At 47.6% G+C, this 23,775-nt stretch carries 20 protein-coding genes; 15 read left to right on the forward strand and 5 right to left on the reverse strand.

The features are described from left to right. The first annotated feature begins 123 nt into the window (after positions 1 to 123). Complete coding sequence (locus ACM64D_RS08985; RefSeq protein ID WP_415062870.1) at positions 124 to 1,482, forward strand: hypothetical protein; 1,359 nt, start codon at positions 124 to 126, stop codon at positions 1,480 to 1,482. 6 nt (positions 1,483 to 1,488) lie between these two features. Here the strand turns inward: ACM64D_RS08985 and ACM64D_RS08990 are convergent, their stop codons facing one another. The 3 genes from ACM64D_RS08990 to ACM64D_RS09000 all read right to left on the reverse strand — a co-directional run bounded on the left by ACM64D_RS08990 (position 1,489) and on the right by ACM64D_RS09000 (position 5,394). Then, complete coding sequence (locus tag ACM64D_RS08990; protein ID WP_415062871.1) at positions 1,489 to 1,878, reverse strand: YbaN family protein; 390 nt, start codon at positions 1,876 to 1,878, stop codon at positions 1,489 to 1,491. Positions 1,879 to 1,892: 14 nt separating this feature from the next. Beyond that, a complete protein-coding gene (locus ACM64D_RS08995; protein WP_415062872.1) occupies positions 1,893 to 4,967 on the reverse strand; it encodes an efflux RND transporter permease subunit in 3,075 nt (1,024 codons plus the stop codon). Positions 4,968 to 5,040: 73 nt separating this feature from the next. Next, the gene (locus tag ACM64D_RS09000) at positions 5,041 to 5,394 is read right to left on the reverse strand and encodes a hypothetical protein (protein WP_415062873.1); all 354 of its coding nucleotides are present in this window, start codon (positions 5,392 to 5,394) and stop codon (positions 5,041 to 5,043) included. A 132-nt stretch (positions 5,395 to 5,526) separates the two neighbouring features. On the opposite strand from ACM64D_RS09000, the gene ACM64D_RS09005 reads away from it, so the two are divergent. From ACM64D_RS09005 to ppdK, 12 genes are all read left to right on the forward strand, one after another. Further along, positions 5,527 to 6,867, forward strand: coding sequence for a glycine--tRNA ligase (locus ACM64D_RS09005; protein WP_415062874.1), 1,341 nt, complete (start codon positions 5,527 to 5,529; stop codon positions 6,865 to 6,867). Between the two features lie 187 nt (positions 6,868 to 7,054). Then, positions 7,055 to 7,759 carry a MotA/TolQ/ExbB proton channel family protein gene (locus ACM64D_RS09010; protein WP_415062875.1) on the forward strand — a complete coding sequence of 235 codons (705 nt, stop codon included), beginning with the start codon at positions 7,055 to 7,057 and terminating at the stop codon, positions 7,757 to 7,759. A gap of 16 nt (positions 7,760 to 7,775) precedes the next feature. After that, positions 7,776 to 8,231: an ExbD/TolR family protein gene (locus ACM64D_RS09015; protein ID WP_415062876.1), complete on the forward strand. Its 456-nt coding sequence runs from the start codon at positions 7,776 to 7,778 to the stop codon at positions 8,229 to 8,231. A gap of 10 nt (positions 8,232 to 8,241) precedes the next feature. Beyond that, positions 8,242 to 8,739, forward strand: coding sequence for an ExbD/TolR family protein (locus ACM64D_RS09020; RefSeq protein ID WP_415062877.1), 498 nt, complete (start codon positions 8,242 to 8,244; stop codon positions 8,737 to 8,739). 38 nt (positions 8,740 to 8,777) lie between these two features. Next, complete coding sequence (locus tag ACM64D_RS09025) at positions 8,778 to 11,765, forward strand: tetratricopeptide repeat protein (protein WP_415062878.1); 2,988 nt, start codon at positions 8,778 to 8,780, stop codon at positions 11,763 to 11,765. Next, positions 11,762 to 12,022, forward strand: coding sequence for a hypothetical protein (locus tag ACM64D_RS09030; RefSeq protein WP_415062879.1), 261 nt, complete (start codon positions 11,762 to 11,764; stop codon positions 12,020 to 12,022). The genes ACM64D_RS09025 and ACM64D_RS09030 overlap by 4 nt, the downstream gene beginning before the upstream one ends. Then, positions 12,019 to 13,149, forward strand: a complete 1,131-nt coding sequence (locus tag ACM64D_RS09035; protein ID WP_415062880.1) for an AgmX/PglI C-terminal domain-containing protein — start codon at positions 12,019 to 12,021, stop codon at positions 13,147 to 13,149. The genes ACM64D_RS09030 and ACM64D_RS09035 overlap by 4 nt, the downstream gene beginning before the upstream one ends. A gap of 3 nt (positions 13,150 to 13,152) precedes the next feature. Beyond that, the gene (locus ACM64D_RS09040) at positions 13,153 to 14,307 is read left to right on the forward strand and encodes a hypothetical protein (RefSeq protein ID WP_415062881.1); all 1,155 of its coding nucleotides are present in this window, start codon (positions 13,153 to 13,155) and stop codon (positions 14,305 to 14,307) included. Continuing rightward, positions 14,304 to 15,011, forward strand: a complete 708-nt coding sequence (locus ACM64D_RS09045) for an outer membrane beta-barrel domain-containing protein (RefSeq protein WP_415062882.1) — start codon at positions 14,304 to 14,306, stop codon at positions 15,009 to 15,011. The genes ACM64D_RS09040 and ACM64D_RS09045 overlap by 4 nt, the downstream gene beginning before the upstream one ends. Next, the gene (locus tag ACM64D_RS09050) at positions 15,008 to 16,603 is read left to right on the forward strand and encodes a tetratricopeptide repeat protein (RefSeq protein ID WP_415062883.1); all 1,596 of its coding nucleotides are present in this window, start codon (positions 15,008 to 15,010) and stop codon (positions 16,601 to 16,603) included. The genes ACM64D_RS09045 and ACM64D_RS09050 overlap by 4 nt, the downstream gene beginning before the upstream one ends. A 2-nt stretch (positions 16,604 to 16,605) precedes the next feature. Continuing rightward, positions 16,606 to 17,631 carry a VWA domain-containing protein gene (locus tag ACM64D_RS09055; protein WP_415062884.1) on the forward strand — a complete coding sequence of 342 codons (1,026 nt, stop codon included), beginning with the start codon at positions 16,606 to 16,608 and terminating at the stop codon, positions 17,629 to 17,631. 411 nt (positions 17,632 to 18,042) lie between these two features. Beyond that, positions 18,043 to 20,757 (forward strand): pyruvate, phosphate dikinase, encoded by a 2,715-nt coding sequence (ppdK, locus tag ACM64D_RS09060; protein WP_415062885.1) that lies wholly within the window; start codon positions 18,043 to 18,045, stop codon positions 20,755 to 20,757. Between the two features lie 62 nt (positions 20,758 to 20,819). On the opposite strand, the gene ACM64D_RS09065 is transcribed toward ppdK, so the two are convergent. Then, positions 20,820 to 21,044: a hypothetical protein gene (locus tag ACM64D_RS09065; RefSeq protein ID WP_415062886.1), complete on the reverse strand. Its 225-nt coding sequence runs from the start codon at positions 21,042 to 21,044 to the stop codon at positions 20,820 to 20,822. 41 nt (positions 21,045 to 21,085) lie between these two features. Continuing rightward, the gene (locus ACM64D_RS09070) at positions 21,086 to 21,544 is read right to left on the reverse strand and encodes a heavy metal-responsive transcriptional regulator (protein WP_415062887.1); all 459 of its coding nucleotides are present in this window, start codon (positions 21,542 to 21,544) and stop codon (positions 21,086 to 21,088) included. A gap of 204 nt (positions 21,545 to 21,748) precedes the next feature. On the opposite strand from ACM64D_RS09070, the gene ACM64D_RS09075 reads away from it, so the two are divergent. Together ACM64D_RS09075 and ACM64D_RS09080 are read left to right on the forward strand one after the other, a co-directional pair. Beyond that, a complete protein-coding gene (locus ACM64D_RS09075) occupies positions 21,749 to 23,236 on the forward strand; it encodes a catalase (protein ID WP_415062888.1) in 1,488 nt (495 codons plus the stop codon). A 9-nt stretch (positions 23,237 to 23,245) separates the two neighbouring features. Further along, positions 23,246 to 23,725: an ankyrin repeat domain-containing protein gene (locus ACM64D_RS09080; RefSeq protein ID WP_415062889.1), complete on the forward strand. Its 480-nt coding sequence runs from the start codon at positions 23,246 to 23,248 to the stop codon at positions 23,723 to 23,725. The last annotated feature ends 50 nt before the right edge of the window (positions 23,726 to 23,775 follow it).

Below are 23,775 nucleotides of genomic sequence, written 5' to 3' on the forward strand. Positions count from 1 at the left end.
AAGGGAGCAAAAAGAGGCCCTGGAAAACGAGCGTGTGAGGTCGTGCCTTAGCCTTAGTCTGGTTTCGTGAGATTAAAAAAGGGGACTCTTGAGGCGGGGGGCTGGCGCCCTCATAATTAGCTTATGAAATTCAATGGTTATTACCGAGAACGGCCGCCCATGGATCTTGATAAGCAAATTTCGATCTATAATAATTCCGATCAAAAAACGAATTTGTGGAATTCATTTGTGGACTCTGAGCTAACGGGAGTGACGGATGATGATTTTTCCATTCTTCCCAGGGTTTTGCCGGCGTCTTATTGGCCAACGATCAAACGCAGCGCCTACCTGATTACGAAATTCACTTTGGAGCTTCTTTCTTTGCCTGAAAAAGAGATTCGCGCGATTGTGCCCAAGGGACCGATCCGGGACCATCTGTTGGATGAATTGGAAGTGCTGCGTTTTCGCCGAGGTCGCATCACCGGAAGCTATCGCTTTGATATGGCCATCGTGGGTTCACCGGATCCGCGAAATCCACCTCAGCTTCTAGAGATAAATGAAATCGGTTTTGATGGACTTGCGCGCTCCTCGTTTTTTCAAAAAACCTTGTTAGAGCATATGCCGACCTTAAAGAAACGCCTGCGTATGATAGACACCGCAGCGGCGGAAGTTCGCAACATGCAGCGCCTTGGAAACAAGATCGCGCGCATTCAGTATGACAGCTACAACTGGGATGAAGAATATCTTTTGCGAACAGCAGAGCGTCTGGGTTCTGAGGTGCGTCTGGTTTGTCCTCGTGAGTTTGATCTTGATGTGGACGCCGAAAGCTATCCTCAGTTGTACCATCAGACCTTCAAGACGCAGAATCAACGGGTGGTCATCGGTAAAGACTGGCGTCCTGATGCCATCAATATGAGTTTTGCCTATACTCTGAAAGACTACCAAGAGGGACATCATCTGTATCGTCGCTTGGTGCGATCCACAACACCGCAATACGGTTCGTTTTTGACGGGGCTTGTGGCGTCTAAGTCTATTTTGGTGTTGCTCGCGGATCCGGCTTTGCAAAAACGGTTTCTGGGTAAGGAAAATGCTCTGGGCTCTTCCATCCTTCCCGCGCATCTGCTGTCTGCGCCGATTGCCGATGAATTGACCAAACGTCCGCAGGACTGGGTGATAAAACATGCCGATGGTTATGGTGGTCAGCAGGTTTTCATGAACCAGGAGCTTGAGAATAAAATCCGCAAAATTCCCCGCAGTCGTCGCCATGAATGGGTTTTGCAAAAGAAAACAGAACTGAATCTGATTGAGGTCAATGGTCTTCTTTCAAGACCGAAAAGAGCCATCTCGGATCTGGGAGTTTTTGTGCAATACGATTGGTCCAACGGTCGCTTCCAGCATTTTGAAGTGGGTGGACTCATGTGTCGTGCCACGAACAAAAGCCTGAAGGTCAATGTGAGTGGGGGCGGTTTGCAGGTGGCGGTCCTTATGGATCGCGCTCGCTAGAGCGTTTTATTTCCGTACCTGGGGGCGACTCCAGATGAATATTAAAACTCCGAGGCAAACAAGTCCTGCGAGGATGCGGGCATAAAGAGGAATCGTTTCCTTTAACAGAGAGATGGTAACCAGCGGCACCATGAGAGCCGTGGCCAGCACTTTCACGCGAAGGCGGATGATTCCGTGTCGTTGCCAATCCAAAATCACCGGGCCGAGATGGGGCTGTTGCAGCAACCAGTTGTGCCAGCGCTGGGAACTGCGTGCAAAAAAATACGCAGTCAGCAGTAAAAAAGGTGTTGTCGGAAGCAGCGGAAGGAAAATGCCAATGACGGCCAGGATGAGGAATCCCCATCCGGCGCAAAAATAAATCATTCGTTGAGTGGACTTTAAAATCTTAAATGGCATATCTTTTAAGCTGCCTAAAGCAGGATGTCTTTCTTTTTACTCTCCAAAGGGGAAAGCATCAAGTAAAGGGCGGGCACCACAAAGAGTGTCAACAAAGTTGAAATGATCGTTCCCCCAATAATGGAAAGTCCCATCGGCAATCGTGTTTCCGCGCCAATGCCCGCACCAACCACCAGTGGCAGGGCCGCAGCGACCGTCGCAACCGAGGTCATGAGAATGGGGCGCAGGCGCACGGGGCAGGCTTTCAGCAACGCTTCGGAAATGTTTTCTTCGCCATGACGTCGAACCTGATTGGTGAACTCGACCAGCAAAATAGAATTCTTTTTGGCAATACCCATCAGAACAATCAATCCGATAAAACTAAAAAGATTCAGTGAGACGTCAAACATCCAGAGGGCCACAAGGGCTCCGGTCACGCTGAAAGGCAAGGCGATGAGGACTGAAACAGGGTGAATGAAAGAGTTAAACTGAACCGCCAGAATCAGATAGGCGACCAGGATACCAATCATCAAGGCACCATAAAGACTTTTGAAAGATTCGGCAAAACCGGCGGAGGCCCCTTCAAGAGCATACGAATACCCGGTGGGAAGAATTTCTTTAGCAATGGCGGAGGCTTTTTCTAGAACGACCGCCTGAGATTGACCGGGCGTTAAGTTTCCAAAAACAGAAATGGCTCTTTGACGGTTGACCCGGTTGATTCCTTGAATAGCATTGTCTTCGCGAATATTCACAAGTTGTGACATGGGAATCAAATTGCCGAAGTTATTCCGGACGTAGAGTCGTTTGAAATCCTCGGCCGAGCGAATTTGATCTTCTTTGATTTTAAACCGGATATCATAACGGCGTCCGTCGGCAGTGTAGCGACCTTGGCGAAGGCCACCCACGCCGGCAGAAAGCACCTGCCCCACGGACTCCACAGAGACTCCGCGGCTGGCCATGTTTTTGCGATTGGGCGTAAGAATCAGCTCGGGGATTCCGGTTCTGAAATCGGTGTCCAGATCCACGGCCAACTTTTCTTTTTCCAGTCTCTCCATCAGTTCTTCTGACTTTTGCAGAAGAACTTTTAAATCGGGGCCTCGCAAGTTGATGGCCAAAGGATTTTGTCGTCCCGAAGATAAATTCCGTGCGGAGATGTCACGCATGGTGACGCGCAAGCCTTTGATCTTTTTAAATTCACCGCGCAGATCATTCATGATTTGCGTGTGACTTTGATGGCGTTCCGCACGGGGCTTTAAGGTCACCGGCATGAAAACTTGATTCACACTGGCACCGCCGCCACCACCTCCGCCGCCGACAGAAACGAAGAAGCCGGCGATATTGGGATTGGCGGAAAGAATAGACTCAAGCTCTTTGGAGCGTTCGCTGGTTGTCGCTAAAGAAGTGCCCGGCGGTGTTTGCGCGCTGACGATGATCAGATCCTGGTCCTGCGCGGGCACAAATTCTTGACGGACTTTAGAGACTAGGAACAAAGAGGCCACGAAGAAAAGCAGGGAACCGATCACGATCAGATATTTCCAGCGCAAAGTGCCGTGCAGGACTTTCTGATACAGATGCGAGAGCTTTTCAAAGACCTCATCGAGAAAATGTTCCAGTTTGGAAATTTTCGGCTCACTGCTTAAAAAGGCTGCGGCTCGCATCGGCGTGATGGTGACGGCTTCGAGCAGGGACAGCATGACCGCGGCACTCATGGTGACGCCGAATTGGAAGAAGAACTTTCCGATAATTCCTTGCATGAAGATCACGGGCAAGAAGACGGCGACCACGGCCAAAGTGGCGGCGATCGCAGCGGGAAGAACTTCTTTCGAGCCATCCGAGGCTGCTTTGGCAGAGCCTTTGCCCATGCGATAGTGGCGTACGATATTTTCCAAAAGCATGATCGCGTCGTCGACCACAATAGAGATCGACAAAGTCAGGGCTAGAAGTGTGAAAAGATTCAGCGTAAAGCCGGAAAAATACAAAATGGTGAAGGTGCCCACGATCGAAGTGGGAATGGAGAAAAGAATGTTGACGGCGGCCTGAAGGCTTCCCAGGAAAAGGAAGCACACCAGGATGGTGATAAGGGCCGCGACCCATAGTTTCTCGAGAGTAAGATCGACGGTGGCTTCGGTGGAGCGGGTGTAGTCGACATTGACTCGGTATTGGAACCCTTGGGGAAAGCGATCTTTGATCTCTTCCAGTTTTTCTCTGACGGTTTGGGCTACGACAACTTCGTTGGTGCCACGTTGTTTGCGGATTTGCATGGCGACGGCTTGTTGTCCGTCGACTCGGGCCACACGGCGAATATCTGAGAGGCCATCTTCCACATCGGCGACATCGCGAATGAAAATCTCGCGATCGAAAATGCGTTGACCCCCTCGACGTAGGATCTGGATGTTTTTGATTTGATCCACGGAGCTGGCTTCACCCAGCCAGCGCACGCGCAACTCGCGACGTCCTTCGGTGAATTGACCGGCGGCACTTTCCAGATGCTGGGTGCTCAGGGCTTCCACGACGTCACTCACTGTCAGATAGAGGCCTTCCAGTTTTTTGGTATCCAACCAGATGCGCAGATTGCGTTGACTGAAACCACCGATACTGACCTCGCCCACGCCGGGCAAAAAGCGGATTTGATCTAGAAGATAGTTTTCGGTCCAGGAAAGCATCTCTTTTAAAGGCGCATCGCCATAGACCGAGATGATGATAATCGGGTCCTCTTCTGGGTTTTGTTTGCGAACGATCGCGGGGTCCACTCCCGGAGGCATGCGCATTTGGCTTAAAGCCGTTTGCACTTCCTGCAAGACCACATCGACATTGCGATTGATGTCGAACTCGAGAGTGACAGACCCCGACCCTTGTCGAGCTGAGGAGCGCATTTCTTTGATGCCCTCAATAGCGAGCAACCGTTCTTCGATCGGGTCAATGAGTTCAGACTCCACGACTTCGGGTGCAGCTCCCTCATAGGTGACGGAAACGCTGACCACCGGGAAGTCGACGTCGGGGAGTTGACTGATGCCCATGCGGTTCATGCAAATGGCTCCAAAGACGATCAGAGCAAACATGAGGACCCACGCAAAAACCGGGCGACGAATCGAGAGATCAATTAAGTTCATAGAGGTCCTTTCCGGCGCCTTTAATTTCCAACTGATGCGGGTCGAGAGTCAACCTGAGGAGTTGAAGGGGAGTTTAGTGGGCCTTATCGGGAGTGGGCTCTTTGAAATCAGGACGAAGTTTGCCGCGATGACACATATAGCATGTGGACATGGGGCCTTTTTTTCCGTCAAAGCCGTTGTCTTTGAGCATCTGAGTGATTTTCATGTGCTCTTTTCCAACTTGAAAGGCCTTCTTGGAGTCTTCGCGGAAATTCGTCACATTGTGGCACTCTGTGCAAGTCACACCCAACTCACGCGAGATCGTGATCATTTCTTCACGAATCTTCTCTTCTTTAGTTACAAACTGAGTGACAGACTCCGCATGAACCTGTGAAACAAAAAGAAAAAAAAGAAGAGGTACGCCGTACCTTTTTGAAGCGCGCTGCATAAATATAGCTTCTCTAAGACCTCGTCCGAGATCAAGTAGGACGCCCGTTTTCTTGACTGCTTCTAGACCGAAGTGTAACCATTAGAGGTCGTCCCAGAAATGACTTCTAGAGATATACCTTGGAGCCTCTGTATGAAAATTAAGCACTGCGAGGATTTAAACACCCTTGTCAGCCTCAGTAAACGTCGTGGATTTGTTTTTCAATCAAGCGAGATCTATGGAGGTCTTGGCAGTTGTTGGGATTATGGTCCCTTAGGTTCTTTGATGAAGCTCAATGTGAAGCGTGCTTGGTGGAATGCCATGACTCGCCGAGCGGACATTGTGGGTCTAGATGCCGCGATCCTGATGCATCCCACGGTTTGGAAGGCGTCTGGACACGTCGATGGGTTCAGTGACCCTTTGGTTGACTGTAAAGATTGTAAAACTCGCTTCCGCGCGGACAATACGGATTCTTATGTCAATGAAAAGAAGTGTCCTAATTGCGGCAGCAAGAATTTGTCGGAAGAAAGAAACTTCAATTTGATGTTTAAAACTCACATGGGTCCTTTGGAGGATTCAGGAAGCGTGATCTATTTGCGCCCTGAAACCGCTCAAGGTCACTTTGTGAATTTCCAGAACTGTCAGCAATCGTCTCGTTATAAAATCCCCTTCGGGATTGCTGCGATCGGAAAGTCTTTCCGTAACGAAATCACGCCTGGAAACTTTATCTTCCGTACGCGTGAGTTTGAACAAATGGAAATGCAATATTTCGTGAAGCCGGGGACGGATGAGAAGTATTTTAAAGAGTGGAAAGAAACTCGTTGGAACTTCTATATCAAGTATGGTTTGAAGCCTGAAAGCTTGCGTTTCAAAGATCACGATAAGTTGGCTCACTATGCTCGCGCCGCGGTGGATGTTGAGTTTAAATTCCCTATGGGCTTCTCAGAGCTTGAAGGTATTCACAATCGTTCGGACTTTGACTTGTCTCAACACTCGAAGTTTTCTGGAAAAAATCTGGAGTACTTCGATGAAGCCAACAAAGAGAAATACATTCCGTACGTGATTGAAACCGCCGTGGGCTGTGATCGTTTGTTCTTGGCCTTTATGTGTGATGCATACCGTGAGGAAGTGAGCACTGACGAGGCTGGCAAAGAAGATGTTCGCGTGGTGATGGGGCTGCATCCAGAGATTGCTCCCTACAAAGTAGCAATTTTGCCGTTGTCGAAGAAGGAAGAGTTGACGTCTATTGCTGAAAAATTGCGCGATCAACTGGCAGAGGACTTTGATGTTACTTACGATGAAGCGGCTTCTATCGGGAAGCGTTATCGTCGTCAGGATGAAATTGGGACTCCTTTCTGTGTGACCGTCGACTTTGACACCTTGAATGATCAGGCTGTCACGGTTCGTCATCGCGACAAAATGACCCAAGAACGCGTTTCCATGTCTCAATTGAATGCCTATGTGGCAGGGAAGTTGAAATCCTTTAATCAGTAATCTTTAGTTATGACCTGGATCAGGCTGCCGAGAGAAGTGGCCTGATTCACTTTCCAGGCGTTTCTTTTTTCAGGAATCCATCAAATTAAAGTTACATTTTTGTTGATATTGGCCCGTGTCAATGTGTCTTTCGCTTTGCCATCTCCTGGACCATGGTCTGTAATCTTTAGCGACTGGAGGGGAAATTATGGAATTTCTAACTAAAATGGCTCAGGCGTTTGAACATGGTGGATTCTGGATGTGGCCAATCTTGCTCATCCAAGTAACTTCTATCGCAATCATTATCGAGAGAGCATACGCTCTATTTGTTCGTCGTAAAACGAACCAAACCGAATTTGCTCTTGGATTTGAAGAGTCTATTCGTCGTGGCGAAATGGATGCAATCATCTCTAAAGCGCAGGGAATGTCTGCACAGTATCCCGTAGCTCGTGCGATCGCGGCAGGTGCAATGGCTGCTCGTAACTTGGGTGGTAAAGAAGAGATCCAAGGCAAAATGGACGAAGTTCTTCTTGAAGAAAACGCTCACCTTGATCACCGCACGGCTTTCTTGTCGATGCTTGGTAACGTGGCGACGTTGACAGGTCTTCTTGGAACGATCACAGGTATGATTAAATCTTTCGCGGCGGTGGCTTTTGCGAATCCAGCGGACAAAGCGTCTTTGCTTTCTGCAGGTATCTCTGAAGCGATGAATGCGACAGCTTACGGATTGATCGCAGCGATTCCAGCACTTGTGGCTTATGCAATCTTGCAAAACCGTGCGAATCGTTTGGCTGAAGACTTGAACCAAGGTGGACTCAAAGTTTACAACTGGTTGAGCTATGCTTACGAACCGATCACTTCTTATTCAATCAAGACTTCTAAATCAGAGCGCAACACTGAAGTGAACGCGTAAGCTTTAAGAGGTTTTTATGAAACACTCTAAAAAGCATTTGGATTTCGAAGTAAACCTTATTCCGTTCATTGACTTGTTGTCAGTGTCGATCTGCTTTCTTTTGATCACCGCAGTGTGGTTGAACGTGGGATCGATGAACGTGAAACAAGCCGTCGGCGGTCAAGCTCAAGAGGACACAAAGAAAAGTCCCTTGGTGTGGATCCGTATGACGCCCAAAGGGGATCTGGATCTGGAAGTGCAACAGAGCTCTCTGGTTCCTGCTTCTTTGCGTAAGTTTCGTGTTTCTCAACAAGACAATAAGGTGAATTGGGATGGTTTAGAGAAGGCCTTGGCTAATTTAAAGCAAGTGGACCCTTCTTTGAACACCGGACTGATTCAGCCCACAGCTTCGACAGCTTATGAAGAAATCATCGATGTGATGGATAAGCTGAAGAAGAGCGGAATGACGGATTTGGGCGTTTCTCCTTTATAGTGGGGGTTTTGTGATTTCAGACGGCATTTTAAAGCAGTCGGTGTTGCTGGGGACTTTAGAGGGACACTCTATTATCAGTCCTCGCGGCGCTAAATTGAAAAGACATATTGCTGCGGATCTTCTTCTGACGGCGTTGATTGATGCGTTCTCTATTCTTGTCATCTTCCTTTTGATGAACTTCTCCAGCACGGGCGAAATCTTGATGATCGGTAAAAATCAAGAGCTTCCAAAAGCTCATTTGGCCGATGTTCTTGAAAGAAACCCAGTTATCAAAGTGGACGATGGCAAAATCTATATTGAAGACAAAGTTGTGACGGCAGAAACGATCACGGCGGAACTTTTGGAGCTTCGTAAGAAGTACCAAGAGCTTCATCCGAATGAGGCCTTCCCGGGAATCGCGACGATCCAAGCCGATCGCCGAGTGAAGTACGAGTTCCTGAACCAGATTATTCTGGGCATGAACCAGGCGGGATACAGCGACATCAAATTCGCGGTGGTTCTCAAGTAGTCGGGGTGAAGTTGTTTTTAGAGACGGAGGGGGTCTCGATGATGAAAAAAAGACTTTTAATTTTCTCTCTATCCGTGGGGGCTGTCTATGCACAGCCCGCGATAGCTGCTGGGTCCACTCAAGACCTCCTAATTCAAAAACTCACTCAAGTACAGTTGGGCTTGGCTCCGGCAGATCCTGCGAGAGCCTCTGTTCTTTTGCGCTTGGCGGATCTTCATGCAGAACGCGCTCGTCAGCTTTCAATGCAAGAGCTGGCGGAGGGTTGTACTGTTTGTAAGGCCGGCGAAAAAGATCGCGAAAAAGCCTTGAATTATTATTCTGAAGCTTTGACGAAGGTTCCTGCGAACTCAATCGCCAAAGTTCATTTGCAAATGGGTCACCTTTATGAACTGCAAGGTCGCGGTGATTTGGCTGAAAAAAGCTATCAAGCGATGTTGGGTTCCTCTTCTTCTCCTCTTGAGGTGGCGGAAGCTAATCTGTCTTTGGCGGAAATGGCATTTAGAAAATCTGATTTTGTAAAAGCCCATGACCTTTATGGAAAGGTTTTGGCAACAGAAGGTGCCAGCTCTCAGGGCTTGGCGGCGTACCGTAAGGCTTGGTGTTCATTCCGCATGGGCAATATGGATGCCTCTTTGGTGCAACTTCAAGAGATCCTCAAAAATCCGAAACTTCAATCACGCATGGCTTCGTCTCGGGGAGTGGCAGATGCCCAATTCCTAGAAGAGGTGTCACGTGATTTGGCGACTTTTATGGCCGCGCGAGGAATCAAGGACGGAGATGCGGAGCTTTTGTATTCGTTGTCTCCTGAAAACTTTAAAATTCAGCAAGTCACTTTATTGGCTCGTGAAGGTCTGCGTTTAGGACAAAAAGAGCCTTCTTTGAAGGTGTGGGACTTTGTTTATCAAAAACAAAGCGACGCCAAAGCTCGTTTGGAAGCGCAAGTGCGCATGGCGCAACTTCATTTTGATTTGAAAAACACTGCGGCGGCGGCCAAGTCTTATCAAATGGCTTTGAATTTGTGGGGCGGAACGGATTGCACTTTGGCGTCTTGTGAAGAGTCTGCCAAAGGTCTTCGTCAATTTGTGGTGGGCTGGAATCGTATTGAAAACAGCAAGCCCAGTGCCGAGCTTTTGAATGCCTATGAAGAGTATTTCAAAGTCTTCTCTGAAGATGAAGATATGTACGTGTGGGGAGCGCAAGCGGCGGCTGTAGCGAACCAATATACTCAAGCAGCGCAGTGGACGGCGTTAGCTAATAAAGTCATCTTGGCAAAGTACACGGCGGAAAAAGACGTGGCTCAACAGAAGGTGCAAGCGGATAAGCTTGAAAAGAATCTTCTTTTGGGAATTGAAAACGCGGAAAAATCAAAAGACGAAGTTCTTTTGGTTGCAGCTCAGGATGATTATTTACAGAAGTCCGTGCTGAAGCAGAAGTCTTTTGATGTGCAATATCAAAAGGCCTATGCAATCTATCAAAAAGGAAATTACACGGTTGCGGCCGAGCAATTAAAACAGTTGGCAGTAGCGGGGCAGGGATCTCGTCAGATCCAGGCGCAAGCGGCGGAACTTTCTTTGGATGCTTTGGCATTGCTTAAAGACGACGCCCGCATCCAGCAGTGGTCCGCAGAATATGCAAAGCTCTTTACCGACAAAAAGGCGGAGTTTCAGCACATCCATCAAAAATCCATCCTGACTCAGTCTGCGAAATTGGCTGAAGCTCAGCCGGATCAAGCGTTGTTGGCCTTGGGCAGCTTTAATGCCGCTGCGGCCAGCCCCGAAGATCGTAAGGTCTACTTGAAGAATAAGATCTTGTTGAATGAAAAACTGAATAAGATCACGGAAGCTCGCGTGGCGACGGAAGATCTTTTGCGCGAAACAACTTTGACGGACGAAGAGCGAGAGTTCGCATTGGGACGTAAGGTTTGGTTTGCCGAACTGGAACTTGATTTTGCGACGGCATTGAAGGCTGCCGAGCAGATGAAGTTTGGTGCTTTGTCTCAGGATGAAAAGATGTTGAAGTTGGCTCTGTACTCGGAGCTTGCGGATAAAGACCCTCAACAATATTACTCTCAATACTTGAAACAATCTAAAGACGATGAAAAGAAGGCTTTGATTGCAACTCAATTGATCCGTATGTCTAAAGCTCCGGCAAAGGACTTGGAAACTTACAAACCATACTTCAAAAGCAACCCGGGCCTTTATGCTCGTGCGGCTTTGCAAGTTTATGGTTTGACCAATGATAAAAAAGTTTTAGAAAAGGCTTTGAAAGAAAAAGGCAACTCTCAACAAGACTCTTTCGTGATGATCGGAAAAATCTTGTTATTGAGTGATCTGAAAGCCTTGAGCACTCAAGTGGCGGCGCACACGATTGATACCAAAAACCAAAATACGATTGCCTCGGGTTTGAAGGCGCGCGTGAAGCTTTTAGAAAAGATCGATGCTTTGGCGAATAAAGCGATTGCTTCGGCGGTTTGGTCGTCTCAGTTGTTGGCCCTGGATCTGGTTGCGAAAGAGAACACACGTTTCTATAACGAAGCCTTGGCGTTGCCAATGCCAGCGGGACTGACTCCCGAGCAAGAGACTGAATATCTGACGATTTTGTCCCAGCAGGTCGCGCCCAATCAAAATACGGCGATGATGGCGGAAACAAAAGTGAAAGAGTTCTGGAGTCAGAAAACGGCTTTGGAGACTTACAAAACTTTTGCGGCTCAGAACTTTGAATGGGCCAAATATACAGTGGAAGAAGTGGAAGCTTTGGCGGCGGTCGCTCCAGAAGATCAAAAGGCTTCTTGGACTGGAGCCGTGGCTGAAATCAGAGCTTCTGATTTGGCACAAGTGAAGCCGACTTTGGCGGAGCTTGAGAAGGCGCGCATGAACTTGAAGCAGAATCCGTTCGTGGCTAGTGCGATTCAAGAAGTTTTGGTTCTTGAGAAGAAGGCACAACGTAAGAGTATGGTGGAATACCTTGAAGGACGTTTGGCGACATTGGCTAAGAAGGACAATGAAGTGAAGGAGAAACAGCAATGATGAAATATGCGTTGATGATGATTATGGCTTTCATGGCCACAGTGGCGCAGGCAGCTCCTGAAAATACCGCGACGAACAAGAAGGCTCAGGATATGAACTTCGAAGATCTTCTTGTGAGTGGTCAATATCACTTCTCGGATGAAGCTGTGACCACAGTCGAAGAAGATAAAGTCTTAAATAGTTTAATTGGTGTGAGAGCAGACTTCAAAGATCGCATGAAGCAATCAGCGACTTTGGGTGAGGTGAAAAACAAATGAGCCTTCGATTAGTTTTAGAAGACAATTTGGGTAATGTGACTCGCCAGATTCCGGTGACGGAAAAAAAGGCGCAGTTGATTCAGCGTTTTGATACAAAACGTTTGGAAGTCGTTACGGACACGGCGGGCTTGGAAAAAAACAAAATCAAATTCTCTAAAATTGCGGATCTTGATTTTGACGAGATGAAGGATCAGAAGCTTGCTTTGGGAAGTTACGGATCTTTGCGTGTCGTAAAGGACGTTGCGACGGTCTCCGTCGATGGCTCAGTGAAAGAGGACGGCAAAAAGGATCTGAAAGCTTCGATCATGATGGCCGTGGCTTTGTTCCTTCTTTTGCTTTCCATCTTCAAGTTCGCTCCCAAAGAGAATGCGAAAGTCACTGAAGAGCTGAAACAAGAAGTTGTAAAGATCGTTAAAGCCAAAGAAATGAAACAGCGTACGGTGGCTCCTTCCACCAATATGATGGCGGATCAAACCGCCACTAAAATGCCGACCAAAAGAGCGGAGCTGGTAAAACGTTCCGGCGCTTTGGCGGCCTTGGGAAGTTTGCGTTCGGGTAAACAACGCGGTGGTTTGAACTTAGGTGCTGTAAATACAACAGCAGGTGTAGGCCTTGGCGGGACCGGTGGCAGCGGAGGCGTGCAAACGTCTTTGTATGGAAAAGGGATCACTTCAGCTCCTTTGGGACCTGGTGCGAATATCGCCGGTGGCGGTGGTTACGGCACGAAGGGAAAAGGTGGCGGCCAAGCGGGTTATGGAAGTCTTTCATTGGTTGGTTCTGCGGGAGGCGCGCCGGTTCCATTGGGTGCGGAAGCAGAAGTGGCTCAAGGTTTGGATCGTTCCGCGATTGACGAAGTGATTCGTCGTAACTTGGGGCAAGTTCGTTTTTGTTACGAACAGGCCTTGCAAGGAGTACCGAACTTGAGCGGTCGTGTTGCCATGGGATTTGTGATCGGTGGCAATGGACTTGTGAAATCGGCTCAAGTGGAGAATTCTTCGATGGCTAACAAGGGCGTCGAGGATTGTATTACTATGCGTTTGAAAACTTGGAAGTTCCCCGTCCCTCAAGGGGGCGTGGATGTAAAAGTAACTTATCCGTTCGTATTGCGCAGACAAGGTCAGGGGTAAAAGATGAAATTAGTATTAGCTTTATTGACCAGCTTAATGTTTTTGACGGCGTGTGAAATGCAGCAGGATCCTCTTTCGGGGGCTTCTGATCAGGTTCGCGAAGGTCGCCTTCCTGATACGAATAAACCTGTGCCGGAAAAACCTCTTTCAAAAGAGGCCATGCAAATTGATGCGCCTGTTTTGGTTAATGGCCGTGTCGGCAGTCAAATGGAGTTTAAGATCTTGGGTCGCGTGATGACTCCTGATGTGGGTTTTACACTTTCTATCGACAACTTGGCCGATTTCCCAGGTGCTACTTTTGACGCTGCGACGGGGGACTTCAAATGGACTCCGGTGAAAGCGCTTGTGGGCGGACGTCCCAGTGTAGAACTGGTTTTGCGCATCACTTTGGCGACACAATCTACGGAAAAAAATCCAACGATTTCTGTCGAGAAAAAAGCGATTTCTTTGGTGATTGTGAATTCATACTCAAAGCCTATCGTCAATACGGTGACGGGTCAGGCGCAATGGTTGGTGGGTAAAAACTATACCATGGAATTCCAGGTTGAAGACATTGACGCGTTTTCAGAGGACGAAGTGGCCGTGATGGTCCGTGATTGTCCAAGCAATTACTATTCGGATTCTATCGCTCACTTGGTAGAAGTGAAGAATCTTAAGACGGATACAGCAAATCCTGGCAAATACAAAGGTGAATTGAGCATTGGGTTGTCCAGTGCCGACATGTTGCCTTCAGGAAATTACTGTTTTGGTTTGGTCGCCGTTTCTAAACATGGCGTCAGCTCGGACCTTTATAAAAAAGAGGTTTCTGTTGAAGCGAAACTGAAGAATACCAAGATGACCATGAATCTTGGCCCCGTTCTGACCGTAGGTGAAATCGCGCAAGTGGCATTTTCGATTTATGATCCTTCTGGAAATGGAATCCTTGCTATGACGGCGATGGATGATATTGCGACGATTCTTCCCGGAAGTTCTTTGAGCTGTAAGTACGGTAGTGGCGGCAAATATCAATTGGACTGTTCAGGCATCATCAATACGACAGGAGCTGAAGCGAAGGTCTACACTTTGAGTATGGAAGTTGAAAACTCAACGTCTCGCTCGAAGCAAAAAGTCACGACCAAACACACTCTTCGCATTAACGTAAAGGCGGCGACACCATGAAATCTTTAAGTTTAATTGTAGCACTTTTCTTATCCTCTGTTTCTTATGCGCAAGTTGAACAAGAAATCGATTCTTTCGGTGGGAATGAGGCTCTTTACATCAAGGCCAAAGCTTTGAACCCCGAAGTTGAAAATGAAGTGATTCAGAATCGTTTCACGAACAGAACAAACCGATTTGAAGTGGCACCAGAGTTTTCTGGAGTTTTTGGTGGCGATGCTTACAATCACACGAACAACGTGGGAATGAATGTGCATTATCACATCAATCCGGCATGGAGTGTGGGATTGAAGTACAGCTACTCTTTCAATACGCTGACTCCTGAAGGTAAGGCGATGGTTGCAAAAGCCAGTGAAGAAGCGGCTACAAATCCAAAAGATCCGAAGTATCTTTTCCCTCAGGTTGTCTATCCTAAAACAGAAACGATGGGTCTTGTGAACTGGTATCCGATCGTAGGGAAGTTGAGCTTCGGCAAATGGGGTGTGGCGCACTTTGATACTTATTTGACGGCGGGTTATGGCTCTATGGAGCTTTCTTCTGGTTCTACTCCGGCCGCGATGATGGGATTGGGTTTTGGTTTTTGGGTGAACTCCAATTTGACGACTCGTCTGGAGTATCGCGCTCAACAATACAAAGCTGAATACTATGATAAGACTGAAAATATGCTGACAAACACAGCCTCTGTGCAAATGGGTTGGATGTTATGATGCTAATAAAATCTTTGACTGCAGCCTCTCTTGTTTTAGGTGTTCATAGTGCGGCCTTCGCTGAAGACGATCTGATGAGCATCCTAGAAGGCAAGACCGGATCTGCAGCGGCTCAATATGTTGAAAGCGAAGAAGTCGCTAAACTTAAAAAAGCGGTGAACCCTTCTTCTGCGGAACAAAATATTTTCTTCCAGTTCTTGGTGGATAAGAACTACGAAAAAGCCCTCTTTCAGTGGAGTGCGGCTTTCAGCGGTTCCACATTCCAGGGAACAGAGACGGGTAAAGCTCTAGAAGCCTTCCTCAACTATAAAAATGGTTTGAAGTTGACGGGGGTTGAAAGTCTTTTGGCGATTTCAGAACCCCAAAAAATTGACGCTTCGGTGATCAGTCTTTGGAAAGAAAATCTCAATGACAAAGATCCGGTTTGGGGAATGGCGCAAGTCACTTGGAATCCATATTGGACTCAAGTCTTTGGCGTGGGCGCTGAAATGGCGGTGGTTCTTCAGAAGAGCTACGTGGCTGAAGATCTTGGGGCGTTGACTGAGCTCATTAAGAAAACTCCGGTGGACTCTGCAGAACGTAATATTTTGCAATGGCAGCTGGTTTTGAATTTGGGCATCCGGGGGGATTCTGCGAAAGCCGCGCAAGTTCTGGCGCATTTGATGAAAGCCAAAAACAACCCGATTGATAAAGACCTTATGACGATCACTGCAGGTCGTTTGCTTTATCAAAATGGATTTTTGGATGCTTCGCTAAAGTACTACGAAAAGATCTCTAAAAAATCGGACTATTGGTTCCAGGCGCAAGAGGAAATGGCTTGGGCTTATATGAGAAAAGGGGAGCCACAGAATGCGATGGCTATCACCAAGACTTTGACTTACCCCCACTTTAAAGGATGGGTGGGTATTGAGTCTTACTTGCTGAGCTCTTTCAGCAGCTTGAAGGTGTGTGATTATCCAGGTGTTCTGACGACGATGAAGTCTATTAAGTCGCAGTTCGGAGATCATTTGGTCGCTCTTGAAAAGTTGGCAGCAGATCCTCATCAGCCCGCTGTGGCGAATCTGATGAAGTCATTGTCTGAAGGTCCTGTGAGCACCGCCAAGCTTGGTAAAGAGGCTCATCTTTTGCCTGCTTACGCGTCGAAAGATGAAGTGTTGTCGTTGTTAGTGAAGAGACATGAATATCTGACGAAAGAAGCGGGACTTGCAGAACAGCTTTATGCGCGTTCTTTGACGTTCGGAAATTTGCAGGGTCACTTTGAAACTTTGAAGAATCAAGTTCAGACTCGGGCTCAGTTGACTCAAGGAGCGGGTTATCAGCGCGTTCAGGAGTTGGCCAAGGCTGAGTTGGAAGACTCTAAACAAGTCATGCAGCGTTTGAGAATCGTTGAAGTGGAGATGATTCAGCAAGTGGATTCGGCTTCTAAGTTCTTGAAGCACGCGAATGTATCTGAATCTAAAAAAGGATCCACAGGCGCCAACGGCAAGTTCGCGATGAGTTTTGCCAATGACAAAGAGATCTGGTTTGACGAACTTTCTAACTTCAAAGTGGACGTTAAAAAAGGTTGCTCTAAAGAAAGCGTGAAGGAGTAAAGATGAAATCTTTAGTTCAAGCTCTCTGTGCCCTCATTGCTTTTTCGCTTCTGACAGGTTGCGGAAGTGAATCAGCGACAAAGTTAGTTCCAAAGGCCGTCCTTCCCAAGGAGGGATTTTCTGAAAAGCCCAAAGACTTTACGGTTTTCAACCCCAAAGTAGATATCCTTTTTGTGATTGATAACTCTGGAAGTATGGAAAGCGTTCAACAGACATTGAGTCGCAATGCTTACTTGTTTGCGGATGCCATGTCCAAGGTTTCAATCTTGGACTACCATATCGGTGTTATCAGTACGGACATGGAACTTTGTGGTTACTTCAATCGCGATAATTGCGGGAAGTTGATTGGCACTCCGTCCTTTGTCTCTAAAACGACGCCGGATTTAGTGAATGTCCTGTCGCGAAAAATGGTTTTGGGAACCAATGGCAGTGCGACGGAAGAGATGTTCAGTCCTGTGATGGAAGCTCTTTCTTTGCCCTTGGAAAACACTGTCAATGTGGGATTTCATCGGCAAGACGCATTCTTAGCGGTGATCTTTATTACCGATGCTAAGGAGCAGTCTAAGTACAGTCCCCAAGATTTCTTGCAGTTTCTGAACACCAAGAAGACTGATCCAAGCCGCGTTTTGGCTTACGGTGTGATCCGTAAATTGGCAGAAGAAACTATCTGTCGGGGAATGGAAGAACTTGATGATAAGCTTGAGAACTTCTTGGCCATCGTTTCAAATGGTGACAAGTCTCAGAAGAACATCTTGAGCCTTTGTTTGCCTGATTACGGTGTGAAGCTGGCGGAGTTCGCGAAAGACATCGTTCGCCGTTCGGCGGGAACTGTGAAGCTCAGCCGTATTCCCAACGTAAAGACGATCAAAGTCTCTTACGGCACTCAAGTGATTCCCAACAGCGCCACCAGTGGTTGGGTTTATCAGCCCTCGACAAACTCTATTTTGTTGTCGGAAGGGATCAACTGGAACTACCAGGGCCCCGGTGTCGGGTTGAGTATCGACTTTGAAGTCGTAGATGTGAATTAGGAATTTCCCGGGGCTTCGATCGAAGCCCCTTTTGCTTTCTGCAATCCCTTAGAGCCCCCTCCTGGGCTTGAATTCCTCGGACAGTCCTCGCTCTTGTTGTTCTTTTTTTGGCTGCCGCAGTGGGGGGTTGCTTCGCTGTGGAACTCGGACTTCAAGCCCAGGAGGGGGCTCTAAGGGATTGCAGAAAGAAGTGGGTTTGTTGGGGCGGGAGATTGTTTGTTTTTTGGGATGATGTCTAAGTGGTTAGAAAATAAAGTGAATTTAGTACGGATGTGAGGGTTTTGGGTTGGAGTTGGGGCTCTATAACTCGTTGCGCGAGATATTAAAAATATTTCATTGATATTAGGCACTTAGCAGTGTTTTATACGTGGTAGTTTGGACTACAATTTTTACTTTTCTGGAGGGAGACTTATGCACCAGAATGTAAACACGGAAAATAAATCATCAATTAGCTCTACGATCCCGCAGAAGTTTGTGTACTTCTTTGCGGCCGGTGAGGCTGAAGGTAACGCTGGGATGAAAAACATCTTGGGCGGTAAAGGAGCCAACTTGGCGGAGATGACTTCGCTGGGGATTCCTGTTCCTCCGGGCTTTACTATTTCGACAGAGATCTGCACGCACTACACAGAGGCTGGCGGAAAACTTCCTGAATGGGTTCGTCCTGCGGTGACGGCGGCGATGGCCAAAGTCGAGGCGAAGATCGGCAAAAAGTTTGGTGATGTGAACAATCCTCTTTTGGTGTCGGTTCGTTCGGGTGCTCGCGCTTCTATGCCGGGCATGATGGATACCATCTTGAACTTGGGTTTGAATGACCAGACGGTGGAAGGACTTGCGAAGTCTTCGAACAACCCTCGTTTCGCCTGGGATTCTTATCGTCGCTTTATTCAAATGTATTCTGATGTGGTGATGGGGATGAACTCCTCGCTTCTGGATGTAACCCTTGAAGATCTGAAAGAAGAAAAACACTACAAACTCGACACGGAAATGAATGTCGATGATTTGAAACTTCTTGTAAAAAAATTCAAAGATCTTGTTCATCAAATGACGGGTCAGTCTTTCCCAACAGATCCTTGGGAACAACTGTGGGGAGCCGTTTCTGCGGTTTTCCGTTCATGGAATACGCCTCGTGCGATCACTTATCGTGAACTTCACTCGATCCCTGCAAGTTGGGGAACAGCCGTGAACGTTCAGTCCATGGTTTTCGGAAACATGGGAGATGACTCGGCAACAGGTGTGGCGTTCACACGCAACCCTTCCACAGGGGAAAAAGCCTTCTTCGGAGAGTTTTTGATCAACGCTCAAGGTGAAGACGTGGTGGCGGGAATTCGCACACCACAGCCGATCACCAAGGTCGCAGCGGCGCTTGCGGGTGTACAGTCTTTGGAAGAGGCTTTGCCTCAAGCCTATGCGCAACTGGTGGAAATCTACAAAAAATTGGAATCTCACTATCGCGACATGCAAGACATCGAGTTCACTATTGAGCGGGGTGTTTTGTGGATGCTGCAAACTCGTAATGGGAAAAGAACGGCAGCCGCGGCTTTGAAAATTGCTTGCGATATGATCGACGAAAAATTGATCACGGAAGATGAAGCGATCTTGCGTTTAGATCCACAAGCTCTTGATCAGCTTTTGCATCCAACACTGGATCCTAAGGCGGCGAAGACTTTGTTGGCGAAAGGTTTGCCGGCGTCTCCGGGGGGCGTGAACGGTCAAATCGTATTCACTTCGGAAGAAGCGGTTGAATGGAAAGAGCAAGGTAAGAAAGTCATTCTAGTTCGCGTTGAGACTTCGCCTGAAGACATCGCCGGTATGGTGGCGGCCCAAGGGATCTTCACAACTCGTGGGGGCATGACCTCGCATGCGGCTGTTGTGGCTCGTGGTATGGGCAAGTGCTGTGTCGCTGGTTGCGGAGAAGTGGAAGTTGATTATCGCACAGAGACTATGAAAGTGAAAGGCTACGTTCTTAAACGGGGCGATGTGATCACTTTGGATGGTTCGACGGGTGAAGTGTTCCTGGGTGAAGTAAAAACTATTGAACCAAAATTGGAAGGCACTTTTGAGCGTATCATGACGATTGCAGATCGTCTTCGTCGTCTGAAAGTTCGCACCAATGCGGATACTCCGAAAGATGCAGAAACAGCCCGTCGCTTCGGCGCGGAAGGTATTGGTCTTTGCCGTACAGAGCACATGTTCTTCGGCGCAGATCGTATCGATGCGGTTCGTGAGATGATCATCGCCGACAACAGATCCGATCGAGAAAAGGCTTTGGTGAAACTTTTGCCAATGCAAAGGGATGATTTCTATCAACTCTTTAAGATCATGGACGGCTTGCCAGTGACCATCCGCTTGTTGGATCCTCCTTTGCACGAGTTCGTTCCTCACACTGACGAAGAGACCAAAGAATTGGCGAAACGTATTGGTATGGATGCGGACCGCTTGCGTTCAAAAGTTAAAGCGTTGCATGAGTTCAATCCTATGTTGGGTCACCGTGGTTGCCGTTTGGCGATCACTTATCCTGAGATCTATCAAATGCAGGTGCGCGCGATTGCTGAAGCGGCCTCGATGTTGGTGGCAGAAGGTAAGAAGTTGACTCCTGAAATCATGATTCCTCTGGTGGCGACGGACAAAGAATTGGATACGCTTCGTATTTTGACAATCAACGAAGTGAAGAAAGTTCAGTCCGAGAAAAACGTGAAGTTTGACTACCACGTAGGAACGATGATTGAGCTTCCACGTGCCGCGATCACTGCGGATGCGATTGCGGAGCATGCGGACTTCTTTAGTTTCGGTACCAACGATTTGACCCAGACGACTTTGGGACTTTCTCGTGATGACTCGGGTCGTTTCTTGGGTTCTTACGTGTCTTCAGGAATCTTGCCTAAAGATCCGTTCATGTCGATTGATCAAGTGGGTGTAGGATCTTTAGTGAAAATGGGAACAGATCTTGGTCGTCGCACCAAACCCGATCTGAAAGTCGGCGTGTGCGGTGAACATGGTGGTGATCCTGAGTCTATTGAGTTCTTCCACCGTGTCGGACTTGATTACGTATCGTGCTCTCCGTTCCGCGTTCCTATCGCTCGTTTAGCGGCGGCTCGTGCTGCTTTAATGGGTAAAAAAGTTCATTAGTTCTTGTGAACTCCCTTTCGTTTCGGAAGGGAGTTCTTCTTTGGGGCCTTTTCAACGAAGGTTTATTCACTATCAAAACTGCGAATTTGAGTCTCGAGCTCTTCCATCCGTCGAGTGAAATCTTTCAGTTTTGCGACCGTTTTCTTGAGATGCTCATTTTGATGAGCCTCCCCAATGACCACTCCGCCGCCAAACATACGATTTTCAAGTTGAAAGATTATTTCTTTGTTTGAGGCAACGAGCTGGCGCATGGAGACTAAAAGTGCATCATTTGAATCCTTCGGCATTTGTTCCACCTATCTGTGAAAGATTGATTCGCATTGAGAAGTCAAAATTGAAAAACTTTGAGCAAGAGGGAGCTGCAGCCTTTTCCCTCAAAACAATCTAAAACACTGCAGCTGTCTTTGGGCTTTTTAGTACGACACTCTTGAACAAGACTGGAAAGGACGAAATGGATGTTCTTCAGTTTTTTAATTTCCATTTCAATCTCCTCAAGATAGCTGACGGTTTTGCCATGAAGTTCATTGCAGGGGGCTTCTGTGGTTGCCCTCAGTTTTAGAAGATCGTTGATGGCGGCCAGGGAAAACCCCAAAGATTGCGCGCGTTTTACAAATTGAATGGTGTTTACGGACCCAATGTCGTAAACCCGGTACCCGGATGTCGTTCGAGCCACAGGCTTTAAGAGCCCCAATCGTTCGTAGTAGCGAATTGTCTCGATACTGACGCCGGATCTCTTTGAAAGTTCGCCTATGGACAATGTCACTTCGGCATTATTCATAGTTCTCATTTTAAAGCCTGTAGCACACTCCAGACTCAAGCTCTTTTATTGCCAAGTTGATAACTTGGACCTGTTTAGGGGAGGGGGGCTGAATAATGACAAAAGAGAATCATTTTTCATGATCTTTCAACAAGGCCCCAAGATTTCATTCCTCTTGCCGGCAAAGCGTTTTTAGTCTGTCTAGATCAACTAAGAATCTTTCAAGGAGCTGTTATGGCAAAAGAAAAAAAAGGACTTACGACAACGGGCGGAGCGCCCGTCCCTGACAATCAAAATTCTTTGACTGTCGGAGAGCGCGGACCTTTGGTGCTACAAGATGTTGCTTTGATCGAAAAACTGGCGCATCAAAATCGTGAAAGAGTCCCCGAAAGAACCGTGCATGCCAAAGGATCGGGGGCTTATGGCACTTTGACCATGACTGGCGATATCAGTCGATACACCAAAGCCAAGTTTCTGCAAAAAGGAAAAAAGACGGACATGCTCATTCGCTTTTCGACGGTGGCTGGGGAGCGTGGGGCGGCGGATGCGGAACGTGATGTCCGCGGTTTTGCCATGAAGTATTACACCGAAGAAGGAAATATGGACCTGGTTGGGAACAATACTCCGGTCTTTTTTGTGCGCGATCCTTATAAGTTTCCCGACTTCATTCATACACAGAAAAGAAACCCACGCACCAATCTGCGCTCTCCGACGGCAATGTGGGACTTCTGGTCTTTAAGCCCAGAGAGTGTTCATCAGGTTACTATCTTATTTTCGGATCGGGGATTGCCAGCAAGCTATCGCCATATGCATGGTTTCGGTTCGCACACCTATTCCTTCATTAACGAGAAGAATGAACGACACTGGGTGAAGTTTCATTTTAAAACCAAACAAGGAATAAAAAATCTTACCAACGAAGAGGCGGCGGAGTTGGTAGGACGAACTCGTGAAAGCCATCAAGAAGATCTTTACAACGCCATTGAAAATAAAGATTATCCGCAGTGGGGATTTTACATACAAATCATGACCGAGGAACAAGCCAAGAAAACGTCTTTCAATCCTTTTGATCTCACCAAGGTTTGGCCTCATAAGGATTTTCCCATGATTGAAGTGGGCACATTAGAGCTCAACCGCAATCCGAAAAACTATTTCGCGGAAATTGAACAGGCGGCGTTTAACCCTAACAACATGGTCCCGGGAATTTCCTGGTCTCCGGATAAAATGCTTCAGTCGCGAACCTTCGCTTATGCCGATGCTCACCGCTATCGTATTGGGACGCACTATGAACTCTTGCCCGTGAATAGACCACGTGTGGAGGTGAACACCTATCACTTAGATGGCGCCATGCGCTTGGATGTTCCTGAATATAATAATGCCTTTTACGAACCGAACTCATTCGGGGGACCGACTCAGCAAGAGAAATACAAAGAACCACCTTTAAGTTTTGATAGTTCGGTGATGGATCGTTTTGATCATCGCAAGGGGAATGATGATTATTCTCAAACGCGCGCGTTGTTTCGCCTTATGAGCAGTGACCAAAAAAGACAGCTCTTAGATAACATTGCCGAATCCATGCGCCAGGGGGTTCCCGAAGAGATCATCCGACGGCAGGTGGATGTTTTCATGAAGGTCGATCCTGAATACGGAACCGGAGTGGCGCAACGAATGAATATTCCGGTGTACACGGAGTCCTTGCAAGGGCGTCCTTCCGCACATCATTAGAGGAACCACATGGCGACCTGGGAAGAATATAAAAAGACAATGAACGGCGAGCCTCTTATTTTTGAAGAGGCTCGCTGTGGGAATAGGGAAGCTCTTCGCGAATACTTAGCGCAAGGGCAGGATATTGAAGTTCGTAATCATCGCGGATATTCCTTGTTGATGCTCGCGGCGTACAATGATCATTTTGAGACAGTGAGATTTTTGCTGGAGCAAGGGGCTTGTGTGAATTCGGCAGATCCAGGAGGAAATACAGTATTAATGGGAGCCTCCTTTAAGGGGCTCACCGATATTGTTCGGCTGTTGATTGCAAATGGGGCTGAGACCACTTTACAAAACGCCCATGGAATGACGGCAGCTGATTTTGCCCGAGTGTTTGGACGCCACGATGTCTTAGCGATTCTTTGTGAAGCTCCACCCACCTGGAGGGATCCTTTGAAAGTCGCAGCTAAAGTGCTTAAGACAAAGCTCAAGAATGTTGTTTCAGAGTGAAACAACTGTCTAAACAGTGACACAAAGTGCGGTGTCAAACGACGGCACTG

This window comes from Bdellovibrio sp. (assembly GCF_047637665.1).
In the GTDB taxonomy this organism is placed as follows: domain Bacteria; phylum Bdellovibrionota; class Bdellovibrionia; order Bdellovibrionales; family Bdellovibrionaceae; genus Bdellovibrio.